Source organism: Streptomyces macrosporus (genome assembly GCF_039533145.1).
In the GTDB taxonomy this organism is placed as follows: domain Bacteria; phylum Actinomycetota; class Actinomycetes; order Streptomycetales; family Streptomycetaceae; genus Streptomyces; species Streptomyces macrosporus.
Genome location: NZ_BAAASZ010000052.1, coordinates 125,258 through 142,472, shown reverse-complemented (window position 1 = coordinate 142,472; position 17,215 = coordinate 125,258). Strand labels below are relative to the sequence as shown.

General features: G+C 71.5%; 14 protein-coding genes and 2 tRNA genes. 3 read left to right on the top strand and 13 right to left on the bottom strand.

Annotated features, from left to right (window positions below):
* Window positions 1-71: 71 nt before the first annotated feature.
* Window positions 72-956: a rhomboid family intramembrane serine protease gene (locus ABD335_RS30005; RefSeq protein ID WP_344329170.1), complete on the bottom strand. Its 885-nt coding sequence runs from the start codon at window positions 954-956 to the stop codon at window positions 72-74.
* A gap of 162 nt (window positions 957-1,118) precedes the next feature.
* Entirely contained in the window at window positions 1,119-1,646 is a 528-nt protein-coding gene (locus tag ABD335_RS30000; protein ID WP_344329167.1) for a peptidylprolyl isomerase, read from the bottom strand.
* Window positions 1,647-1,878: 232 nt separating this feature from the next.
* Here ABD335_RS30000 and ABD335_RS29995 point away from each other — a divergent pair, with 232 nt between their 5' ends.
* Complete coding sequence (locus ABD335_RS29995; protein ID WP_344329165.1) at window positions 1,879-2,490, top strand: DUF5324 family protein; 612 nt, start codon at window positions 1,879-1,881, stop codon at window positions 2,488-2,490.
* Window positions 2,491-2,587: 97 nt separating this feature from the next.
* Here ABD335_RS29995 and ABD335_RS29990 read toward each other — a convergent pair.
* Window positions 2,588-2,660: transfer RNA gene (locus ABD335_RS29990), tRNA-Ala, on the bottom strand.
* A 129-nt stretch (window positions 2,661-2,789) separates the two neighbouring features.
* On the opposite strand from ABD335_RS29990, the gene ABD335_RS29985 reads away from it, so the two are divergent.
* Together ABD335_RS29985 and ABD335_RS29980 are read left to right on the top strand one after the other, a co-directional pair.
* Window positions 2,790-3,341, top strand: a complete 552-nt coding sequence (locus ABD335_RS29985; protein WP_344329163.1) for a helix-turn-helix domain-containing protein — start codon at window positions 2,790-2,792, stop codon at window positions 3,339-3,341.
* A 92-nt stretch (window positions 3,342-3,433) separates the two neighbouring features.
* The gene (locus ABD335_RS29980) at window positions 3,434-4,765 is read left to right on the top strand and encodes a serine/threonine-protein kinase (protein WP_344329161.1); all 1,332 of its coding nucleotides are present in this window, start codon (window positions 3,434-3,436) and stop codon (window positions 4,763-4,765) included.
* A gap of 25 nt (window positions 4,766-4,790) precedes the next feature.
* Here ABD335_RS29980 and ABD335_RS29975 read toward each other — a convergent pair whose 3' ends face one another.
* The 10 genes from ABD335_RS29975 to dnaN all read right to left on the bottom strand — a co-directional run bounded on the left by ABD335_RS29975 (window position 4,791) and on the right by dnaN (window position 16,668).
* Window positions 4,791-6,059 (bottom strand): PDZ domain-containing protein, encoded by a 1,269-nt coding sequence (locus tag ABD335_RS29975; RefSeq protein WP_344329158.1) that lies wholly within the window; start codon window positions 6,057-6,059, stop codon window positions 4,791-4,793.
* A 251-nt stretch (window positions 6,060-6,310) separates the two neighbouring features.
* Window positions 6,311-6,445, bottom strand: coding sequence for a DLW-39 family protein (locus tag ABD335_RS29970; RefSeq protein ID WP_344329156.1), 135 nt, complete (start codon window positions 6,443-6,445; stop codon window positions 6,311-6,313).
* 221 nt (window positions 6,446-6,666) lie between these two features.
* Window positions 6,667-6,743 (bottom strand) — tRNA-Ile (locus ABD335_RS29965).
* Window positions 6,744-6,825: 82 nt separating this feature from the next.
* Complete coding sequence (locus ABD335_RS29960; RefSeq protein WP_344329154.1) at window positions 6,826-7,509, bottom strand: DUF3566 domain-containing protein; 684 nt, start codon at window positions 7,507-7,509, stop codon at window positions 6,826-6,828.
* 7 nt (window positions 7,510-7,516) lie between these two features.
* Window positions 7,517-10,153 carry a DNA gyrase subunit A gene (gene gyrA / locus ABD335_RS29955; RefSeq protein ID WP_344329151.1) on the bottom strand — a complete coding sequence of 879 codons (2,637 nt, stop codon included), beginning with the start codon at window positions 10,151-10,153 and terminating at the stop codon, window positions 7,517-7,519.
* A 44-nt stretch (window positions 10,154-10,197) separates the two neighbouring features.
* Complete coding sequence (gene gyrB / locus ABD335_RS29950; protein WP_344329149.1) at window positions 10,198-12,294, bottom strand: DNA topoisomerase (ATP-hydrolyzing) subunit B; 2,097 nt, start codon at window positions 12,292-12,294, stop codon at window positions 10,198-10,200.
* A 360-nt stretch (window positions 12,295-12,654) separates the two neighbouring features.
* Entirely contained in the window at window positions 12,655-13,176 is a 522-nt protein-coding gene (locus ABD335_RS29945) for a DciA family protein (protein ID WP_344329398.1), read from the bottom strand.
* Window positions 13,177-13,232: 56 nt separating this feature from the next.
* On the bottom strand, window positions 13,233-14,354 hold the full coding sequence (gene recF / locus ABD335_RS29940; RefSeq protein WP_344329146.1) for a DNA replication/repair protein RecF: 1,122 nt from the start codon (window positions 14,352-14,354) through the stop codon (window positions 13,233-13,235).
* A gap of 18 nt (window positions 14,355-14,372) precedes the next feature.
* The gene (gene gnd / locus ABD335_RS29935) at window positions 14,373-15,308 is read right to left on the bottom strand and encodes a phosphogluconate dehydrogenase (NAD(+)-dependent, decarboxylating) (protein ID WP_344329397.1); all 936 of its coding nucleotides are present in this window, start codon (window positions 15,306-15,308) and stop codon (window positions 14,373-14,375) included.
* A gap of 229 nt (window positions 15,309-15,537) precedes the next feature.
* A complete protein-coding gene (dnaN, locus tag ABD335_RS29930) occupies window positions 15,538-16,668 on the bottom strand; it encodes a DNA polymerase III subunit beta (RefSeq protein ID WP_344329395.1) in 1,131 nt (376 codons plus the stop codon).
* Between the last annotated feature and the right edge of the window lie 547 nt (window positions 16,669-17,215).

The following is a 17,215-nucleotide window of genomic DNA, read 5'->3' as shown; positions in this document are numbered from 1 at the left end:
CGGCCTGCCCACACCGTGCACAGGATCGGTCACCTGCTGTGGATAACCCATGGCCACAGCCGTGTCCGCCCTCAGCCGATCAGCTCCGCCGTACGGACCGCGCACGCGACGACGACGCCCAGCAGCACCACCGCGCAGGTGCCGTACTGCACCAGTGCCCGCCGGTCGCGCGGCGCGTGCACCATCGCGTAGGCGACGACCGCTCCCACCACCAGCCCACCGAGGTGGGCCTCCCAGGCGATGCCGGAGAAGGTGAAGGTGATCGCCAGGTTGATCGCCAGCAGCACCAGGATCGGGCGCATGTCGTAGCGCATCCGCCGCATCAGCACGGCGGTCGCCCCGAACAGGCCGAAGATCGCGCCCGAGGCGCCCAGTGACATCTGGTTCTGCGCGGCGAGCAGGTACGTCAGGGTGCTGCCGCCCAGCGCGGACAGCAGGTACAGCGCCAGGTACCGCCAGCGGCCCAGGGCCGCCTCCAGCTGCGGGCCGAGCCACCACAGCGCCAGCATGTTGAAGCCGATGTGCCAGGGCTCCTGGTGGAGGAAGGCCGAGGTCAGCATCCGGTACCACTCGCCGTCCGCGACCCCGATCCACTCGGCCGTGGCCGGGTCGAAGGCGTGGCCCACCATCGCCAGCGCGTCGACCAGCCGGTCGCCGGCCGTGAGCACCGCGACGAACACCGCCACGTTGATCCCCAGCAGCACCTTGGTGACCAGCCGCGGATCGGCGGCGACGGTGCCGCCCGCCAGGGTGCGCGGACGGGACGCCCCCGGAGCGTGGCCCGTCCCCGAGCCGCCGCGGACGCACTCGGGGCACTGGAAGCCGACGGACGCCGGGATCATGCACTCCGGACAGACCGGACGGTCGCAGCGGACGCAGGAGATCCCGGTCTCCCGGTCCGGATGCCGGTAGCAGCGCGCCGGCTCCGGCCGGGCCTGCCCCTGCTGGTCCTCCATGGCCACACCCCTCGCCCCCTCGCGTACGGACACCACGTACGCACTCGGCGTACGGACACGGCGCACGGACGACGAACACCGCCCCACCTGTCCTACGGCCAGGCGGGGCGGCGGGTTCCCCGATCCGTGAAGCGGCGGATCCGGCGGTCGCCGGCCGCCGGGTCAGCGACGCTCGACGACGACCCTCTCGATCACGACGTCCTGCAGCGGACGGTCGGTGCGCGGGTTGGTCTGCGTGCTCGCGATGGAGTCCACGACCTTCTGGCTCCCCGCGTCGGCCACCTCTCCGAAGATGGTGTGCTTGCCGGTCAGCCAGGCGGTCGGGGAGACGGTGATGAAGAACTGCGACCCGTTGGTGCCCGGACCGGCGTTGGCCATCGCCAGCAGGTACGGCCGGTTGAAGGACAGGTCCGGGTGGAACTCGTCGCCGAACTCGTATCCGGGGCCGCCGGTGCCGTTGCCCAGCGGGTCACCGCCCTGGATCATGAAACCGCTGATCACCCGGTGGAAGACCGTGCCGTCGTACAGCCTGTCGGTGGACTTCCTGCCGGTGGCCGGGTGGGTCCACTCGCGCTTGCCTTCGGCGAGTTCGACGAAGTTCTTGACCGTCTTCGGCGCGTGGTCCGGGAAGAGCCGGACGGTGATGTCGCCGTGGTTCGTCTTCAGGGTGGCGTAGAGCTGCTCGGCCACGATCTACCTTCCATCTGCCGGTTCGTAACCCCCCGATCCTCGCACAGCCCGAGTACCCCGCATCCACCGCCGAACCGTGCCGCCGGCGCTCGGCGTCCCCGGGATGCCCGGACCGAACATCCGGTATAGCCCGGATGCCCGTTGGGACATGCCTCGTCACCGTTGTACAGGCATGATCTTCAGCACTGGTGGAAGGCGGAGAAAATCACGCCACCGATGAGGAGGAGATCCCGTGACCCGCATGGACAGCGTGCGCAGCGCGACCGACAACGCGATGGAGACCGTGCGGCACGCCGCGGAGGTGGTGGCGCCGAAGGTGAGCCTCGCCGCCGGACAGGCCACGTCCGCCGTGCGTGGGCAGTACGCCTCCCACATCGCCCCGCGGCTGGTGCACGTACGCGAGACACTGCCCCCGGCGGTCGACATGGCCGCCTCCCGCGCGGCCCGACGCACCCGCGAGGCCGCACGGGTGGCCGGCGAGTTCGCCGCGCCCCGCGTCGAGGCCGCCCGTGCCATGGCCGGGCCGGCGCGGGAGGCGGCGCTGGCCCGCTCGGCGGCGGCCGTCGCCGCACTGCGCGGCGAACTGACCGCGGCCGACATCCGCAAGCTCGCACGGCGCCGGGCCCGTCGGGCCCGTACGGGCATGGTGCTCAAGCGTCTGACGGTGGTCGGTCTCGTCGCCGGCGGCGCGGCGGCCGCCTGGAAGTGGTGGGACCGGCAGTCCAACCCCGACTGGCTGGTCGAGCCTCCGGCCGCCACCGAGGTCGGGGGCGGCACCGCCCTCGCCGACGGCAGCGGCGAGAACCGGGAAGCCGAGACCACCTCGTCCGACGAGCAGCGCTGACGGCGCCCGCCTCCGCGCGTTCGCGCACCTCCCTCGCACGGCGCAGGCCCGGTGCCGAGGACCCGTGAGGTCCACCGGCACCGGGCCTGTCGTGGTGTGGAGCTTAGGGGAGTCGAACCCCTGACATCTGCCATGCAAAGACAGCGCTCTACCAACTGAGCTAAAGCCCCGACGCCACCAGAGTACCCAATGACCGGCGTTCGTTCCGACCGGGTATCGCTCCGCGTCCGCCCTCTCCGTAGGATTCTCCGCAAGTTCGCTCCAGCGAAGCGGACACCCGGGGAGACAGGGGAGATGCCATGGACGCAGCACAGCAGGAGGCCACCGCGCGGGCGAGGGAACTGCAGAGCCAGTGGTACGGCGAGCCCCTGGGCACCCTCTTCCGCCGGCTCATCGACGACCTGGGCCTCAACCAGGCCCGGTTGGCGACGGTTCTCGGACTGTCCGCCCCCATGCTCTCCCAGCTGATGAGCGGTCAGCGCGCGAAGATCGGCAACCCCGCCGTCGTCCAGCGGGTGCAGGCGCTCCAGGAGCTGGCCGCCGAGGTCAGCAAGGGCATAGTCACCGCCGCCGAGGCCACCCAGCGCATGGAGGAGATCCGCCGCACCGCCGGCGGCAACGTGCTGAGCACCACCACCCACACCACGCCCTCCGGCGGTCAGGCGACGACCGTCAAGCGCGTGGTCCGCGAGATCCAGGCGCTGCTGCGTTCGGTCGCCGACGCGGCCGACATCATCGACGCCTCCGACTCCCTCGCCGCCACCCACCCGGAACTGGCGGAGTTCCTGCGGGTGTACGGCGCCGGGAAGACCGCGGACGCGGTCCGGCACTACGAGGCCCACCAGGCCTGAGCGGGCCCGAGGGACGAGACCGGGGCGGGACGTGACGGACGCGGGGACGGGCACGGGGACGGGGACACGGCGACGGGGGCGGGCGCGGCGCGATGGGTGAGGTCTTCGCCGGCCGGTACGAGCTGGTCGATCCGATCGGACGCGGCGGCGTCGGCGCGGTCTGGCGCACCTGGGACCACCGGCGCAGGCGGTACGTGGCCGCCAAGGTCCTCCAACAGAGCGACGCGCACACCCTGCTGCGGTTCGTCCGCGAGCAGGCGCTGCGCATCGACCACCCGCACGTCCTGGCCCCGACGAGCTGGGCCGCCGACGACGACAAGGTCCTGTTCACCATGGACCTGGTCCGCGGCGGCTCGCTCGCGCACCTCATCGGCGACTACGGCCCGCTGCCGCCCACTTATGTGTGCACCCTGCTCGACCAGTTGCTGTCCGGACTGTCCGCGGTGCACGCCGAGGACGTGGTGCACCGCGACATCAAACCCGCCAACGTCCTGCTGGAGGCCACCGGCACCGGCCGTCCCCATGTGCGGCTGTCCGACTTCGGCGTCGCGATGCGCAAGGGCGAACCCCGGCTGACGGAGGCCGACCACGTGGTCGGCACGCCGGGCTACTTCGCGCCCGAGCAACTCCTGGGCGCCGAGCCGGACTTCCCCGCCGACCTGTACGCGGTCGGGCTGGTCGCGCTGTACCTGCTGACCGGTCGGAAACCGGACTCCCAGGCGCTGGTGGAGGCCTACACCGGCGGGGTGCCCCCGACCCCGCAGGGCATCCCGGAGCCGCTGTGGCAGGTGCTCGGCCTCCTGCTGCACCCCGATCCGGAGGCCCGGTTCCGTACGGCGACGGGCGTGCGCAAGGCGCTGGCGTCCGCCGTGGAGCTGCTTCCCACCGACTCCACGGCGGAGCAGGAGGTCATCGAGGTCTTCGACCAGATCGGTCCGCTGCCGCCGGGGTTCGGGCCGGACGGCCCCGAGGGCGGCCGGGGCGCCGGGGCCCGCCGCGCGGCCGGGGCGCCCCACGGGCCCACCGCGCCGCCCACGCCCTCGTCCACGCCCTCGCCCTCGGACACCGGCGGCTTCCGTCTCGCGCCGCCCGCCCAGGAGACGCCGCCCTATCCGGAACAACCGGGTACCCCGCCGACACCGTCCCCCGTACAGCCGCAGCCGTGGGTCCGGTCCCGGCCGTATCCGGCGCCGCCCCACACCGGGACGCCTCCGACACCGTCGACGCCGTCGACGCCTCCGACGCGGCCGTACACCGACGGGTACCGGCCCGTGTCCGCGTACGCCGCTCCTCCGGCGCCCGTTCCCGCGCCCGCTCCGGCGCCCGTACGGCGTCCGGGGCCGCCTCCGAAGGTGGCGGTCCCGGTCCTGGTGTTCGCCCTGCTGTGCATCGCCGTGGGGGTCTGGGCACTGACGCGGTCCTGAGGACGGTCCGGCGCCGGCCCCGGGATCACCGCGGGCGGACGCTCCGGCGGGCGAGGAGCGTCCACAGGCCCAACCCGACGATCAGCGCGGTCCCGGTCCCGACCCCGGCCCAGCCCACCAGCCGCAGCGTGCCGTCGGCCTCGGCCTCCGCCGCGCTCAGCCCCTTGGCGGCGGCCTCCCGGTCCTCCTCGTCCACCCCGAAGCCCGCCTCGACGGCGTCCCCGACGTACGCGGGCGCGTCCCGGGGGGTGCCCTCGACGGTGGTGCGCAGCACCACCGGCACCGACCCCTCGACGGACTCGCCCAGTCCCTCGTGGGCGTGCACCGCGATGTAGTACCACCCGGCGAAGCACATGCCGCCGATCTCCGCGGTGCCGGCGTAGCGGTTGGCGAAGTCGACGCGCCGGGTCTCCAGGGTGAACGCGGCGGGCCGGTCCGCCTGGTAGCCCACTCCCCTGCCGGTGACCCGCCCCCGGGCCGGGTTGTAGAGGTCCACCCGGAAGGCGCCGCCGACGAAGGGGGCGCCGTCGGCCCCGGTCGTGCCGAACTCCACGGTGGTGAAGAGTTGTTGGCCCCAGTCGACCGGCACCCGGTAGAAGCGGGTCTCGCCGGGCCGCAGCCGGTCCTTCCAGTTGCCCTCGCCCATGCTCGCGGCGTCGTTGAAGCCGGTGCCGCCCACGATGCGCCTGGCCTGTCCGGACGGCGGTCCCGGCGGGACGGACGTCCGCGCGTCGGGCGGGGCGGCGGGGACGGGGTTCCTCAGCCCCGGCTCCTCCATGAAGCGGATCTCCACCGGCCAGGGGGCGGGGTCGGAGCCCGCCCGGCCCTCCCGCTCCACGGAGAAGTGGTAGACCCCCGCCTCCTGGCAGTAGCCGTCCTCCCTGATCACGCGCCGGGCGTGGTCGGCGATCGGCCGGGCCGCGTCGTCGTCCCCGAAGTCGACGCCGGAGTTGCCGCAGACGGTGCCGTCGGCGGCCCTCAGGGCGACCTTGATGCCGTCGGTCATGTCCACCTCGCTGCCCGGCTCGGGCAGGGCGACGGCGGATATCCAGGCGTTCGAGGCACCGTCCAGCGTGGCGCTGTAGTACTTCCGCTGCCCCGGCCCGATCTCGTCGGTGTAGAAGCCTGGCGTGATCGTCGGCCCCTCGGCGCTGCTCTCGCCTCCCGTGACGGGTCGGGCGTCCTCGGCCGTCCGGTAGGCGGGCACCCCGTCCGGGCCGTCCGCCGCCGCGGCCCCTCCCGGCAGCGCCGCGACCGCGCACAGCGCCGCCGTGGCGGCCAGTCCGCTCCTCATCGTGCGCCCCTTCACCACACGCCACCCCTCGTCGTCTCGGTCGTGCCGGCCCCGCCCGCCGGCGCGGTGGCGGCCGGGCCGGACCATCCTGCCCCGCCCCTGTCACCGCTGTCGCCGGCGCACCGGCGCTTCCCGCCGAGCCGCCGTCCCCGCCCGTGTCCGGGCCGCGGCACGGCCCGGGCGCGGACGGAAAACGGCGAGGTCCCGGCCGACCGGCCGGGACCTCGCTCGAAGACTGGGAATTGTCGCTCTCAGGCGCCGGAGCCTGCGGACACGGAGTCGGTCGCCTCCGTCCACAGATCCTGCTCGGCGCGGTCCGCCTGGATCTGGCGGTACACGAGGAGCCCGCCAACGGCGGCCAGTGCGATCAGGAGAAGCTTCTTCACCGCGCTACCTCGTCCTTCATAGACGTTGGGACCTACTGGCGCCGATGATACCCGTGCGGCCTCCGGCACCGGGTGATCGACCCGGACGGGGCATCAGAGCAGGTCCGGACGGTCGACGGCCGGTGCGCGGACCGAGGGACGGGGGACGGAACACCCCCCGGAGACGGCGAAAGCCCGGTACCTCCAGAGAGGTTCCGGGCGTCCGGCCTGCGTTTCCGCAGTGGTGGGGCTAACAGGACTTGAACCTGTGGCCTCTTCCTTATCAGGGAAGCGCTCTAACCGTCTGAGCTATAGCCCCGCGCTGCACGGAAAGATTAGCGCACTTCAGCCGCGTCCCAAAATCGGCTTCCGACCGGGGCCGGGAGACGCCGCCGGAGCGGTCACTCGTCCTCCGCGAGCGTCACCTCGACACCGCCCACGAACCCGGCGGAGAGGTTGTAGATGAAGGCGCCCAGGGTGGCCAGCGCCGTCGCCAGCACCACGTCGATCACCGCTATGACGGAGGTGAAGGTCAGCACCCGGGGCAGGGACAGGAAACCCTCCAGGTCGAAGCCCCCGCCCCCGTCCGTGGACGTGGCCTCGCTGACCGTCCCGCCGACGGCGGTGAACACCCCCATGGCGTCCATCACCATCCACAGCACGGCCACCGCGACGATCGTGCAGATCCCCAGCGCGATCGAGAGCAGGAAGCCGACCTTCATCACCGACCACGGGTCGACCTTGGCCACCCTCAGCCGCGCCTTGCGGGTCCTGGGGACCGTACGGGCCCCCGTACGCGGCCGGCGCACGACGTCCTGCCGGAGGTCGTCCGGACGGTCCGGCTGCGGCTGTGCCGACCGGGGCGGCGGCGTGCTGCCCGGCGGGGCCGGGTACGCCTGCGGCGGATGGTGCGGCTGCTGCGCGCCCGCGTGCGGCTGGGCCTGCGGTTGCGGTTGCGGGTGGGCACTGGTCACGGTTGTTCCCCCACGGTGGGATTCGCCCTGGTGGCGAGCGTCGTCAGCGGCCGGCCCACGGGCGCCGCCATTACCGTTGCCGCCCCTGGCGGCGCCCGTGGTTCCACTCACGATCTGCCTACTCCTCGTTGTCCGGAGCCGTCTCGGCCGCCGTCTCCGAGGAAGACGCTTCCGCGGCCTCCGCGGTGCCCTCCTCGGCGTCGACCTCCTCGGCCTCGCGGCCGGCCTCGGCGTTGCGTGCGATGCCGACCACCGCGTCGCGCTTGCCGAGGTTGATCAGTTGGACGCCCATCGTGTCACGGCCCGTCTCCCTGACCTCGTCGACCCGCGTGCGGATCACGCCGCCCCCGAGGGTGATGGCGAGGATCTCGTCCGTCTCCTCGACCACCAGAGCTCCCACCAGCGAGCCGCGATCCTCGACGATCTTGGCAGCCTTGATGCCCAGACCGCCACGGCCCTGCACGCGGTACTCGTCCACGGCCGTGCGCTTCGCGTACCCGCCGTCGGTGGCGGTGAACACGAACGTACCGGGCCGCACGACATTCATCGAGAGCAGCTCGTCCCCTTCGCGGAAACTCATGCCCTTCACGCCCGAGGTGGCACGTCCCATCGGGCGCAGCGCCTCGTCGGTGGCGGTGAACCGGATGGACTGCGCCTTCTTGCTGATCAGCAGCAGGTCGTCCTCCGGCGAGACCAGCTCCGCGCCGATCAGCTCGTCCTCGCCGCCGCCCTCCAACTCCCGGAGGTTGATGGCGATGACGCCTCCGGAGCGCGGCGAATCGTAGTCCTTCAGTGGAGTCTTCTTCACCAGACCCGACTTGGTGCCCAACACCAGGTACGGCGCGGCCTCGTAGTCGCGGATCGCCAGGACCTGGGCGATCGTCTCGTCCGGCTGGAACGCCAGCAGGTTGGCGACGTGCTGACCGCGCGCGTCCCGCCCGGCGTCCGGCAGTTCGTACGCCTTGGCCCGGTACACCCGGCCCTTGTTGGTGAAGAACAGCAGCCAGTGGTGGGTGGTGGTGACGAAGAAGTGGTCGACGATGTCGTCTTCCTTCAGCTTCGTGCCCCGCACGCCCTTGCCGCCGCGCTTCTGCGAACGGTAGTCGTCGGTCTTCGTCCGCTTGACGTAGCCGCCGCGCGTGATGGTGACGACGATGTCCTCCTCGGCGATCAGGTCCTCGATGGACATGTCGCCCTCGAAGGGCACCAGCTTGCTGCGCCGGTCGTCGCCGAACTTCTCGACGATCGCGGCCAGTTCCTCGCTGATGATCCGTCGCTGCCGCTCGGGCGAGGCCAGGATCGCGTTGTACTCGTCGATCTTCGCCTGGAGTTCGTCGTGCTCGGCGGTGATCTTCTGCCGCTCCAGGGCCGCCAGGCGCCGGAGCTGCATCTCCAGGATCGCGTTCGCCTGGATCTCGTCGATGGCCAGCAGGCCCATCAGGCCCGAACGCGCCACCTCCACGGTGTGGCTGCGCCGGATCAGGGCGATGACCTCGTCGATCGCGTCCAGCGCCTTGAGCAGACCGCGCAGGATGTGGGCGCGCTCCTCGGCCTTGCGCAGCCGGTAGCGGGTGCGGCGGACGATGACGTCGATCTGGTGGTTGACCCAGTTGCGGATGAAGGCGTCCAGCGACAGCGTGCGCGGCACCCCGTCGACCAGGGCCAGCATGTTGGCGCCGAAGTTGGTCTGCAGGTCGGTGTGCTTGTAGAGGTTGTTCAGCACGACCTTGGCGACCGCGTCCCGCTTGAGGACGATCACCAGTCGCTGACCGGTGCGGGAGGACGTCTCGTCGCGGACGTCCGCGATGCCGGCGATCTTCCCGTCCTTGACCAACTCGGCGATCTTCAGCGCCAGGTTGTCCGGGTTGACCTGGTACGGCAGTTCGGTGACGACCAGGCACTGGCGACCGTGGATCTCCTCCACCTCGACCACCGCGCGCATCGTGATCGAGCCGCGGCCGGTGCGGTACGCCTCCTCGATGCCCTTGTGGCCCACCACCAGCGCGCCGGTGGGGAAGTCGGGGCCCTTGATGCGCTCCAGCAGCGCCTCCAGCAGTTCCTCGCTGGTGGCGTCCGGGTGCTCCAGGTACCACTGGGCGCCGGCGGCGACCTCGCGCAGGTTGTGCGGGGGGATGTTGGTGGCCATGCCGACCGCGATGCCCGCCGAACCGTTGATCAGCAGGTTGGGGATGCGCGACGGCAGGACGGTCGGCTCCTGGTTGCGGCCGTCGTAGTTGTCCTGGAAGTCGACGGTCTCCTCGTCGATGTCCCGGAGCATCTCCATGGCCAGCGGCGCCATCTTGCACTCGGTGTACCGCATGGCCGCGGCCGGGTCGTTGCCCGGCGAGCCGAAGTTGCCGTTGGAGTCCACCAGCGGCATCCGCATCGACCACGGCTGGGCCAGGCGGACCAGGGCGTCGTAGATGGAGGTGTCGCCGTGCGGGTGGTAGGTGCCCATCACGTCGCCGACGACGCGGGCGCACTTGTAGAAGCCCTTCTCCGGCCGGTAGCCGCCGTCGTACATCGCGTACAGCACGCGGCGGTGCACCGGCTTGAGGCCGTCGCGGACGTCCGGCAGCGCGCGCGAGACGATCACGCTCATCGCGTAGTCGAGGTACGAGCGCTGCATCTCGGTCTCGAGGCTGACGGGCTCCACGCGGAGCCCGGCGTCCTCGTTGACCGGGGTGCCGGCGGGGGCGGAGAGGGGAGCCGGGGCGTCCCCGTCGAAGGAGGTCGGGGAAGTCTCGTCGGCCATGGGTGGTCGATCCCTTTCGTTCTGCGGCGTTCGGCCGACTCTGATCAGATGTCGAGGAAGCGGACGTCCTTGGCGTTGCGCTGGATGAACGAACGCCGTGCCTCCACGTCCTCGCCCATCAGGATCGAGAACAGGTCGTCGGCGGCGGCCGCGTCGTCCAGCGTCACCTGTCGCAGCACCCGGTGGGCCGGGTCCATGGTGGTGACGCGCAGTTCCTCGGCGTTCATCTCGCCCAGACCCTTGAAGCGCTGTACCGAGTCGTCCTTGATGCGCTTGCCCTGCTCGCGGCCGAGCCGGATCAGGCTGTCGCGCTCGCGGTCGGAGTAGGCGTACTCGAACTCGTCGCGCGACCACTTGATCTTGTACAGCGGAGGCTGGGACAGGTAGACGTGGCCGGCCTCGACCAGCGGGCGCATGAAGCGGAACAGCAGCGTCAACAGCAGGGTGTTGATGTGCTGGCCGTCGACGTCGGCGTCCGCCATCAGGATGATCTTGTGGTAGCGGAGCTTGGCGATGTCGAAGTCCTCGTGGATCCCGGTGCCGAAGGCCGAGATCAGCGCCTGGACCTCCTGGTTCTGCAGGACCTTGTCGATCCGCGCCTTCTCCACGTTCAGGATCTTGCCCCGGATGGGCAGGATCGCCTGGTACTGCGGGTTGCGGCCGGACTTGGCGCTGCCGCCCGCGGAGTCGCCCTCGACGATGAAGATCTCGCACTTGGCGGGGTCGTTGGACTGGCAGTCGCTCAGCTTGCCGGGCAGCGACGCCGTCTCCAGCAGGCCCTTGCGCCGCGTCAGGTCCCGCGCCTTGCGGGCCGCCACGCGCGCGGTGGCCGCCTGGATGCCCTTGCGGACGATGTCGGCGGCCTCGTTGGGATTGCGGTCCAGCCAGTCGCTCAGGTGCTCGTGGACGATCTTCTGGACGAAGGTCTTGGCCTCGGTGTTGCCCAGCTTCGTCTTGGTCTGGCCCTCGAACTGCGGCTCGCCCAGCTTCACCGAGATGATCGCCGTCAGGCCCTCGCGGATGTCCTCGCCGGTGAGGTTGTCGTCCTTCTCCCGCAGCAGCTTCTTCTCCCGGGCGTACCGGTTGACCAGACCGGTCAACGCCGCGCGGAAGCCCTCCTCGTGGGTGCCGCCCTCGTGGGTGTGGATGGTGTTGGCGAAGCTGTAGACACCCTCGGAGTACTGGGTGTTCCACTGCATCGCGATCTCCACCGAGATCTTGCGCTCCTTGTCCTCCGCCGTGATGTCGATCACAGAGGGGTGGACCGGTTCGCCCTTGCGGGAGTTGAGGTGGCGCACGAAGTCCGAGATGCCGCCCTCGTAGTGGTAGCGGACGGAGCGCGGCTTGTCGTCCTCGGCCTCGTCCGTGGTGTCCGCGCCCGCCGTCTTCTTGGCGGCCTCCCGCTCGTCGGTCAGGGAGATCGTCAGACCGCGGTTGAGGAACGCCATCTCCTGGAAGCGGCGCGAGAGCGTCTCGAAGGAGTAGTCGGTCGTCTCGAAGATGTCGCCGTCGGCCCAGAAGGTGACCGACGTCCCGGTCTCCTCGGTGGGCTCGCCCCGCTGGAGGGGGGCGACCGGCGCGCCCATCTTGTACTCCTGCGTCCAGTGGTAGCCGTCCCGCTTGATCTCGACCGAGACCCGGGTCGACAGCGCGTTGACCACCGAGACGCCCACGCCGTGCAGACCGCCGGAGACCGCGTAGCCGCCGCCTCCGAACTTGCCTCCCGCGTGCAGCACCGTCAGCACGACCTCGACCGCCGGCTTGCCCTCCGAGGGCACGATGCCCACCGGGATGCCGCGGCCGTTGTCGACGACCCGGACACCGCCGTCGGCGAGCAGCGTCACCTCGATGTTGTCCGCGTAACCGGCCAGCGCCTCGTCGACGGAGTTGTCGACGACCTCGTAGACGAGGTGATGAAGACCACGCTCGCCGGTGGAGCCGATGTACATGCCCGGTCGCTTGCGGACCGCGTCCAGGCCCTCCAGGACCGTGATCGCACTGGCGTCGTACGACGACTCGCCACCACCGGCGTCGGAGACGGGCGGGGTCGAGGACGGGACAGGGGACTCCCCGCCGGTAGCAGGGAAGGTTTCGTTGGAGTTGCCGGAATCGGCCACGAAGCGCCCTTTCTGGCACAGCACAAGCCTTCCCCTGCGTTCGGAGGGATTGGGCCCCGTCCGGGCGAGCAGGAGCGGCTGCGTCGTTCGACTTGTTCCGCAATGAGGCGGGTGTACTTCCAGTCTACCGGTACGACTGACAACGATGGGGGTTTGCAGGTACCTGGCTCCTCATGTGCCGCCCTGAACCGGCATGAGCCGACTCCCTATATGCGGACCGGCCCCCCAAGACGCTCACAACGGCCCACAGCGCTTCCGGATGTCAATGGTCCATCACTGTGAGCGCCCTCACGGAATGAGCAATTCCGTCCGGTTTGCTCCCGGGCCGGCGCCGCCTCCGCACCCACCCCCGGACCGCCCGCCCGGAACGGGTGGCACGGCCCCTCAGCCGTAGGTGTCCCCGGGGCCCCTGCTGCCGGGCGCGCGCAGCGGACCGTGCCGGGTGTCCGGGGCCTCCGGCCCCCGCACCTTGATCAACTTGACCGTCCCCTGCCCGAGATCGGCGTTCAGCCGCGCCACGAGCTGCGGCGCCAGCAGCCGCACCTGCGTCGCCCACGCCGTCGAGTCGCAGCGCACCGACAGCACCCGCTCCTGCTCGTCGTACGACTGCGGGACGCAGTGCCGCGCCAGGTCCGGCCCCACGAGCTCCGGCCAGCGGCCCATCACGCCACCGACCGCCATCGGCATCTCCCAGCCGCGCTCGGTCTTCAACCGCTCGATCGCCGCGCCCAGCGGCAGCGGATCACGGCCGTCCCGCCGCGCCCCCGACCGCAGGCCCCCCACGCGGGCCTCCCGCTTCTGCCGCGCCGCGGTGCCGCGCGCCCGCGCCTGCTCCCGGGCCGCCCGCAACGCCACCCTCGCCAGGTCCACACCCGACGGCTCCGCGGCCGGCCCCGGAATCCTCACCTCGGCGGACCGGTCGGCCGCCCCGCCGGCTCCCCCGTCCGGTCCCTCGTGCTCCGTCACAGACGAGTCACCTCCCCACCGCCGACCGCGTACCGCACCCCCGCCAGCGCCTTCGGCACGTCGTCCTCGACCGCCGCCGTCACCAGCACCTGCTCACCGGGCGCCACCAGCTCCGCCAGCCGGTCCCGCCGCCGGGCGTCCAACTCGGCGAAGACGTCGTCGAGCACCAGCACCGGCTCGTTGCCCTCGCTCCGCAACAGGTCGTAGGAGGCCAGCCGGAGCGCCAGCGCGTACGACCACGACTCGCCGTGGCTCGCGTACCCCTTGGCCGGCAACTCCCCCAACTTGAGCACCAGATCGTCGCGGTGCGGGCCCACCAGCGTCACCCCGCGCTCGATCTCCTGGCGGCGGGCGTCGGCCAGCGCGGCCAGCAGCCCCTGGTACAACTCCTCGCGCGTGCCGCCCTCCACGGGGGTGCGGTACTCCAACACCACCGGGCCCCCGCTCGGCGCCAACCGCTCGTACGCCTTGTCCGCCAGCGGGCCCAGCGCCGCCACCAGCGCCATCCGCTGGTCCAGCAACTCCGCCCCGGCGCGGGCCAGATGCTGGTCCCACACGTCCAGGGTGGACAGCGCCCCGCCACCGGAGCCGCCGCCGTGCCGACGGGCCATCGCCGCCGTCTTCAACAGGGTGTTCCGCTGCTTGAGCACCCGCTCGTAGTCCGCCCGCACCCCCGCCATCCGCGGCGACCGCGCCGTGACCAGCTCGTCCAGGAAACGGCGCCGCTCCCCGGGATCGCCCTTCACCAGCGCCAGGTCCTCCGGCGCGAACATCACCGTGCGCACGATGCCCAGGACGTCCCGCGGCCTGACCTGCGAGGACCGGTTGATCCGGGCGCGGTTGGCCTTGCCCGGGTTCAGCTCCAGCTCCACCAGTTGCTGCCGGTCCCCCTGCCGGACCGCCGCGCGTATGACGGCACGGTCGGCCCCCGTCCGCACCAGCGGCGCGTCGGAGGCCACCCGGTGGCTGCCCAGGGTCGCGAGGTAGCCCACGGCCTCGACCAGGTTCGTCTTGCCCTGGCCGTTCGGGCCGACGAAAGCCGTGACGCCCGGATCGAGCGGGACCTCGACCCGGGCGTACGACCGGAAGTCGGCGAGCGACAGATGCGTGACGTGCATCGGATCCGTCGAGGTCGATCAGCCGCCGACGGGCGGGACGACGTCCGCGCCCGGCGAGTCGGCGCCCTTCTCGTCGCCGGCGGCGGCGGTCACCGCGTGGCCGCCGAACTGGTTGCGCAGTGCGGCGATCATCTTCATCTGCGGGGAGTCCTCCTGACGCGACGAGAACCGCGCGAACAGCGCCGCGGTGATCGCGGGCAGCGGAACGGCGTGGTCGATCGCCGCCTCCACCGTCCAGCGTCCCTCCCCGGAGTCCGCCGCGTAGCCGCGCAGCGCCGCCAGGTGCTCGTCGTCGTCCAGCGCGCGGACGGCCAGGTCGAGCAGCCAGGAACGGATGACCGTGCCCTCCCGCCAGGAGCGGAAGACCTCGCGGACGTCGGTCACCGCGTCCGCCGCCTCCAGCAGCTCCCAGCCCTCGGCGAAGGCCTGCATCATCGCGTACTCGATGCCGTTGTGGACCATCTTCGCGAAGTGGCCCGCGCCCACCCGCCCGGCGTGCACGGAGCCGAACTCGCCCTCCGGCTTGAGCGCGTCGAAGATCGGCTGCACCTTCGCCACGTGCTCGGCGTCACCGCCGTACATCAGCGCGTAGCCGTTCTCCAGGCCCCAGACACCGCCGGAGACCCCGCAGTCGACGAAGCCGATGCCCTTGGCCGCCAGCTGTTCGGCGTGCTTCTCGTCATCGGTCCAGCGGGAGTTTCCGCCGTCCACGACCACGTCGCCGGGGGAGAGCAGCTCGCCCAGCGCGTCGATGGTCGACTGGGTGGGGGCGCCGGCCGGGACCATGACCCACACCACCCGGGGGGCCTTCAGCGCCCCCACCAGCTCCTCGAGGCTGCCGACATCGGCGAGATCCGGGTTGCGGTCGTATCCGACGACGGTGTGGCCGGCACGGCGGATGCGCTCGCGCATGTTGCCGCCCATCTTGCCGAGACCGACGAGACCGAGCTCCATCAAGGGGCCTTTCTACGGTGTCCTAGCGTTGCGTACCCGGGTACGAGCCTACGCCCGAGGGGTCGGCGCACACCTGCGGCCACTCCCCGCTCGAATGCGCACCCGGCCACCCCCGGAGCCGCCGCGCGGCGACCTCGCGGGAACGTCCCTCCCCGTGTCCGGCCGGCGCCCCGGGCGGCCGGACGGGATTCGCCCCGCCGGCCGCCCGGGGCGGGCCGGGACCGCGGGCTCAGCCCGACAGCCGCACCGGCATGATCAGGTACTTGTAGGACTCGTCCGCCTCCGCGTCCACCGCGGGCTTGCCGTTCAGCAGGGCGGGCTTGGTCGAGGTCGTGAAGGACAGCTGCGCGACCGGCGCGTCGATGGCGCTCAGGCCCTCCAGCAGGAAGCCGGGGTTGAAGGCGATCGAGATGTCGTCGCCGTCCAGCTGCGCGTCCACCCGCTCCACGGCCTGTGCGTCGTCGCTCGACCCCGCCTCCAGCGTCAGCACGCCCTGCTCGAAGGAGAGCCGCACCGGGGTGTTCCGCTCGGCGACCAGCGAGACGCGCTTGACCGCCTCCACGAACGGGGCCGTCTCGATCACGGCGATCGAGTTGAACTCCGTCGGGAACAGCGTGCGGTACTTCGGCAGGTCGCCCTCCAGCAGCCGCGTCGTGGTCCGCCGTCCGTTGCCCTCGAAACCGATCAGGCCCTCGCCGGCGCCCGAGCCCGACAGCGCCAGCGTCACGTCGTCCCCGCCGCTCAGCGACTTCGCCGTGTCCAGCAGCGTCTTGGCCGGCACCAGCGCCACCGCGGAGGCGTCCGGCGTCTCCGGCTTCCACCGGAACTCCCGGACCGCGAAGCGGTAGCGGTCGGTGGACGCCAGGGTGACGGTGTCGCCCTCGATCTCGATCCGGACGCCGGTGAGCACCGGCAGCGTGTCGTCGCGTCCGGCCGCGATGGCGACCTGGGCGGCGGCGGACGCGAAGACCTCGCCGGGGACCGTGCCCGTCGCGCTCGGCATCTGGGGAAGGGCCGGGTACTCCTCCACAGGCAGGGTGTGGAGCGTGAACCGCGAGGAGCCGCAGACGACGCTCACTCGTACACCGTCTGTGGAAATCTCGACGGGCCGGTTGGGGAGGGCGCGGGAGATGTCCGCCAGGAGGCGACCGGAGACGAGGACCGTCCCCTCCTCCTCCACGTCGGCCTCCACCGAGACCCGTGCCGAGACCTCGTAGTCGAAGCCGGACAGGCTCAGCGAGCTCTCCTCCGCCTTCAGCAGCAGTCCCGCGAGGACCGGCACCGGAGGCCGGGCCGGGAGGCTGCGGGCCGCCCAGGCCACCGCCTCCGCGAGGACGTCACGCTCCACCCGGATCTTCACTTCAGCCGCCTCCTGCTGTTGCTGGCTGCTCGCCTTGCTGGTGTTCGTCGTCGGCTTGTCGCCGGGGACCAGTCTGACGCACACCGCTGACAGCCGGGGCGGGTCGGGGTCAAGTCGTGGGGCGAGGCCCGAGGCGCGGTCGGGCCGAGTTGTGCACAGGGCCCGTTTCCGAGCGAAGTTCCCGCTTGATATCCGTGGTCGTAGTAGTAGGGCCTGTGGATATCGGGGATAACTCGATCCACGCAGGTCAGAGCGGGATTTTTATCCACCGCCCCTGTGGGCGGTCCGGTGGACGGAGAGGGGCCGGCTGTGGACATCCGGAAGTTCTGCACAGCCGATGCACAGCGATCCGTGGCTTCTCCCCAGGGCCGCCCACAGTTTTACCCACCTTCTCAACAGCCCAACCCCGCCTCTTGGTGTGATGCCTTTCACACGGACCGGTGACACGGTGCGTTGTGTTGTCGAACAGTGGACAGCCCTGTGGAGAAGCTGGGGAAAGCTGTGCACAACCCGGCCGAGCCTGTGGGTCGGCGGTGGACAACCCGAT

Coding starts and splice junctions, on each gene's coding strand:
- ABD335_RS30005 (WP_344329170.1), bottom strand. CDS start 956: ATGGAGGACCAGCAGGGGCAGGCCCGGCCGGAGCCGGCGCGCTGCTAC.
- ABD335_RS29985 (WP_344329163.1), top strand. CDS start 2,790: ATGGACGCAGCACAGCAGGAGGCCACCGCGCGGGCGAGGGAACTGCAG.
- ABD335_RS29980 (WP_344329161.1), top strand. CDS start 3,434: ATGGGTGAGGTCTTCGCCGGCCGGTACGAGCTGGTCGATCCGATCGGA.
- ABD335_RS29975 (WP_344329158.1), bottom strand. CDS start 6,059: ATGAGGAGCGGACTGGCCGCCACGGCGGCGCTGTGCGCGGTCGCGGCG.
- gyrA (WP_344329151.1), bottom strand. CDS start 10,153: ATGGCCGACGAGACTTCCCCGACCTCCTTCGACGGGGACGCCCCGGCT.
- recF (WP_344329146.1), bottom strand. CDS start 14,354: ATGCACGTCACGCATCTGTCGCTCGCCGACTTCCGGTCGTACGCCCGG.
- gnd (WP_344329397.1), bottom strand. CDS start 15,308: ATGGAGCTCGGTCTCGTCGGTCTCGGCAAGATGGGCGGCAACATGCGC.